At 74.6% G+C, this 3,696-nt stretch carries 5 protein-coding genes; 1 reads left to right on the top strand and 4 read right to left on the bottom strand.

Going from position 1 to position 3,696, the window contains the following annotated elements; translation table 11 throughout:
• Positions 1-35 precede the first annotated feature (35 nt).
• From ACOV8S_RS08515 to ACOV8S_RS08500, 4 genes are all read right to left on the bottom strand, one after another.
• On the bottom strand, positions 36-278 hold the full coding sequence (locus ACOV8S_RS08515) for an acyl carrier protein (protein ID WP_448317078.1): 243 nt from the start codon (positions 276-278) through the stop codon (positions 36-38).
• A 70-nt stretch (positions 279-348) separates the two neighbouring features.
• Positions 349-1,218 carry an MBL fold metallo-hydrolase gene (locus ACOV8S_RS08510; RefSeq protein WP_448317076.1) on the bottom strand — a complete coding sequence of 290 codons (870 nt, stop codon included), beginning with the start codon at positions 1,216-1,218 and terminating at the stop codon, positions 349-351.
• A 178-nt stretch (positions 1,219-1,396) separates the two neighbouring features.
• A complete protein-coding gene (locus ACOV8S_RS08505) occupies positions 1,397-2,452 on the bottom strand; it encodes a patatin-like phospholipase family protein (RefSeq protein ID WP_448317074.1) in 1,056 nt (351 codons plus the stop codon).
• A gap of 181 nt (positions 2,453-2,633) precedes the next feature.
• Positions 2,634-2,912, bottom strand: coding sequence for a metal-sensitive transcriptional regulator (locus ACOV8S_RS08500; RefSeq protein ID WP_448317072.1), 279 nt, complete (start codon positions 2,910-2,912; stop codon positions 2,634-2,636).
• Positions 2,913-2,982: 70 nt separating this feature from the next.
• On the opposite strand from ACOV8S_RS08500, the gene ACOV8S_RS08495 reads away from it, so the two are divergent.
• Positions 2,983-3,555, top strand: coding sequence for a rhodanese-like domain-containing protein (locus ACOV8S_RS08495; RefSeq protein WP_448317071.1), 573 nt, complete (start codon positions 2,983-2,985; stop codon positions 3,553-3,555).
• The last annotated feature ends 141 nt before the right edge of the window (positions 3,556-3,696 follow it).

The following is a 3,696-nucleotide window of genomic DNA, read 5'->3' as shown; positions in this document are numbered from 1 at the left end:
CGACGGAGGGCGGGGCGATGCCCCGCCCTCCGTCGTCAGCTCGCTCCCGGTCCCGCGTCCTCGGTCCCGGAGAGCTCCTTGAGGAACTGGTGGCACTTGACCGCCCGGTCGGAGTCCTGCGCCATCACCGTGCGGAAGAACTCGGCGATCTCGGTCTTCCCGGCGTTCTCCGCGTCGCGGACGTACTGCCCGTAGTCGTGCCCCGCCTTGAGCGAGTGGTACTGCACGGAGATCAGGTCGAAGACGACATCGCTGAAGCCGGTCTCACCCGTGGCCATGATGGTCCTCCCGAAGTGCGTCGAAGCATCGAAGTGCGGACGTGGGGCGGGTTTCACGGGGGACGGCGGGTCAAACGGGCAGCTCACCCGCGCGGCCGACCACCCGGGGCACGCCGCCCGGTTCGAGCACCGCGCGCTGCCCGTGGCGGCAGTGCACGACCCGGTCGGCGAGACCGGCGCGCTCCGCCTCGGCCAGGAAGGCGCCGAGCGGCGAGCGCATCACCGTGTAGTCGCCGTAGTGGACCGGAAGGACGGCACGGGGGTCGACGAGGCGCGCCAGTTCGGCTCCCTGTTCGCCGTCCATGGTGACCAGCAGACCGCCCGGCAGGGTGGTGCCGCCCAGGTGCAGCACGGCGAGGTCGGGACCGGGGAACCTGCGGGCGATCTCGGCGAGCCCGGGGTACATCAGGGTGTCACCGGAGATGTACAGGCGCAGCCGGGGAGGACCGGTGAGGGGCCCGAACTCGAGCAGGCTGCCCATCACCGGCGGCAGCAGTCCGCGCAGCAGCGGGTGACCGGCGTGCCGGCCCGGGGCGGCGGTCACCCGTACCTGGGTGTCGCCCCGCCGCACGGTGTACTCCTCCCAGGTGCGCAGTCCGACGGCCCGGTGGAAGCCGTGCACTCCCTGCAGACGGCGGGAGGCGTGGGGCGTGGTGACCACCGGCAGGGACCGCGGGAGGCCGCGGCGGGCGCGGCGGTCCCAGTGGTCCCCGTGCAGGTGGGACAGGAGCACGGCGTCCAGCTCCGGCAGCTCGCCGATGCCCACGGCGGGCTCGGTGAGGCGGCGGCTGAGCAGGCCATGGCCGAGGTAGGCGTGCTCACCGCGGTGGAGGAAGTTGGGGTCGGTGAGCAGCGTGAGCCCGCGGTAGCGGAGCAGCAGGGTCGCGTTGCCGATGAAGTGCAGGTCGAGGGCGTCGCTGTCGTCCGACGACGGGTGCATGGGGACCACCGTGTTCCTGGCCGGGCTGCGGGAGGTGTCGACCTCCCCGGTTCCCGGCCCGGAGTACCCCCGTCGGGCGTGGGGAAGAGTCGGCGTCCCGAAGGCTTGCGCCGTGCCCCGGAGGCCCACGTCCCGTCCGGGCCCCGTCAGGCCTCAGTCAGGGCCCCATCAGGCCCCGTCAGGCCCCGTGGGAACGCAGGACCCGCTCGACCGCCGCGCGGCCGGACTCCAGCGCCGCCTTGAGCAGCCTGCCGTCGCGGGTGAGCCGTCCCACCCGTGGCGAGTCCAGCGCCGGACGGACCGACATCACCGCCGTGCCGTCCCGGCCGGGCAGCCCCCCGCGGTCGTACTCGGACAGCAGCGCCTCGTCCTCCCGCAGCCGGTGCGCCCGGGCGAAGTAGCTGTCGTGCAGTGCCTTGGGGTAGCGGCGCAGGGCGGTGGCGGCGACCAGGCGGGAGCCGTACGACGGGCGGACCGACCCGTCGGCCGCGGGCGCGGGCAGCAGGTCCTTGGGGGCGGGCCGGGAGCGCAGGACGAGGACGTGGGTCGCCCCTTGGGCCAGGGCGGTGCGGTAGGGCACGGACTCCGCGAGGCCGGCGTCGTAGTAGTGCCGCCCGCCCAGCTCGACGGCCGGTCCGGCGAGGAACGGCAGCGCGGCGCTCGCGCGCAGGGCCAGACGCAGTTCCGTCGGGCCGTCGAGGAGGGGACGCAGGTCCGTGGAGAGCCCGGTGTGCGCGTCGGTGGCCAGCGGGTGGTACTCGGCGGGGTGGGAGAGGACCGCCTGGAAGTCCATCCGCGCCACCTCGGCGTAGAGGTGCTCGACCAAGGTCCGGACGTCGACCACCGGCCGCCCGCGCCAGAAGTTCGACAGGCGGATCATGGTGTTGGCGTACTCGGGCTCGGCCCAGCCGTTGAGCTGCTCCGGGGTGCCGCTGAGCAGCCAGGCGCCGGTGATGGCACCCGCCGAGGAGCCGTACACGGCGTCGAAGGCGTCGACCAGACCGGCGTCGTGGAGGGCGAGCGCCATGCCCGCGGAGAAGGTGCCGCGCATGCCGCCGCCCTCGATCACCAGGGCGAGCCGCAGGTCGTCGTCGCGGGCGCCGGGACGGCTCCCGGCGCGGGTGCGGTCGGCGACGGCCCGCAGGACCTCGTGCCGGTCGCGGGGCGAGTCGGGGTGCGACCCGGCCCGCCCGCCGTCCGCCGGGCTGTCGTCGGCGACGGGCTTTCGGCTCATCCCTGGCTCTCCCTCGGGTCCGGCGGCGTCCCGGGCGCGGCCGGACGGCCGGAGGGCGCTGCGCGGGCCATTGTCCCCCGCCGTGCGGACCGGCTCCCTGCCGGGCCCTCGGCAGCCGCCCTCGGCGTGGCCGGAGACCTCGGGCCCGCCGACAGCAGGCCCTACGGCCCGGAGCAACCGGTCAGGCCAGCGACAGGAAGAGCTTCTCCAGGCGCGCCCGCATCTGCACCGAGTCGCGGACCTCCGGGTCCTCGCTGGTCATGCACTGCTGGAGCCCGGTCGCGATGATCGAGAAGCCGGCCCGGTCCAGCGCCTTGGAGACGGCGGAGAGCTGCGTGACGACGTCCTCGCAGTCACGGCCGTCCTCCAGCATCTTGATGACGCCGGCCAGCTGTCCCTGGGCGCGCCGAAGTCGGTTCAGCGCCGACTTGAGCTCCTCGGCACTCATGTCGAGTTGCACACATCCTCCTCTTCATACCCCCGTGGGTATTCTACCCTCGGACGAGCCACCCACTGAAAGGCATTGTCGCGTGAGCACCTTCACCACCCTGACCACGGCCGAGGCGGCCTCGCGCGCGGGCGACTTCACGATCATCGACGTCCGTACGCCCGGCGAGTACGCGGGCGGTCACCTGCCCGGTGCCCACAACGTCCCGCTGGACCGGGTGCAGGAGGCCGCGGACACCCTGCGCGCCGCCGCGGACCGGGGCCCGCTGCTGGTGGTGTGCGCCTCCGGCGCCCGCTCCGCGAACGGCTGCGCGCAGCTGGCCTCGCTCGGCGTACAGGCCGCCACCCTGGAGGGTGGGACGGCCGCCTGGCAGGCCGCCGGTCACCCGCTCGAGCGTCCGGCCGGCGCCCGTTCCGTGTGGCCCATGGACCGCCAGGTTCGCCTGGTGGCGGGTTCTCTGGTGCTCCTCGGTTTCCTCGTCGGACTGGCCTGGCCGCCGGCCCACTGGCTGTCCGGCGCGATCGGCGCGGGGCTGGTCTTCTCCGGGGTGACCAACACCTGCGGCATGGCCGCCGTGCTGGGCAGGCTCCCCTACAACCGGGGCGCCGCCGGCTGCCCGACGTTCGACGAGACCCGGCGCCGCCTCGCCGCCTGAGCGCCGGCCTGCCGCCCCGCCGGACCGTCTCCCCCCGGCGGCGGTCGGGCACGGGCCGGGAACACCGCGGCGACGACCGGTGTTGACGGGGGAGGAAAGGTGCGGCCGCCGCCCCGTGGGGGCACGCACTCCGTACAGGGG

It is taken from the genome of Streptomyces sp. CO7, from assembly GCF_053474865.1.
Note: the sequence above shows the minus strand (reverse complement) of the source record. Positions and strands in the feature narration are given on the sequence as shown.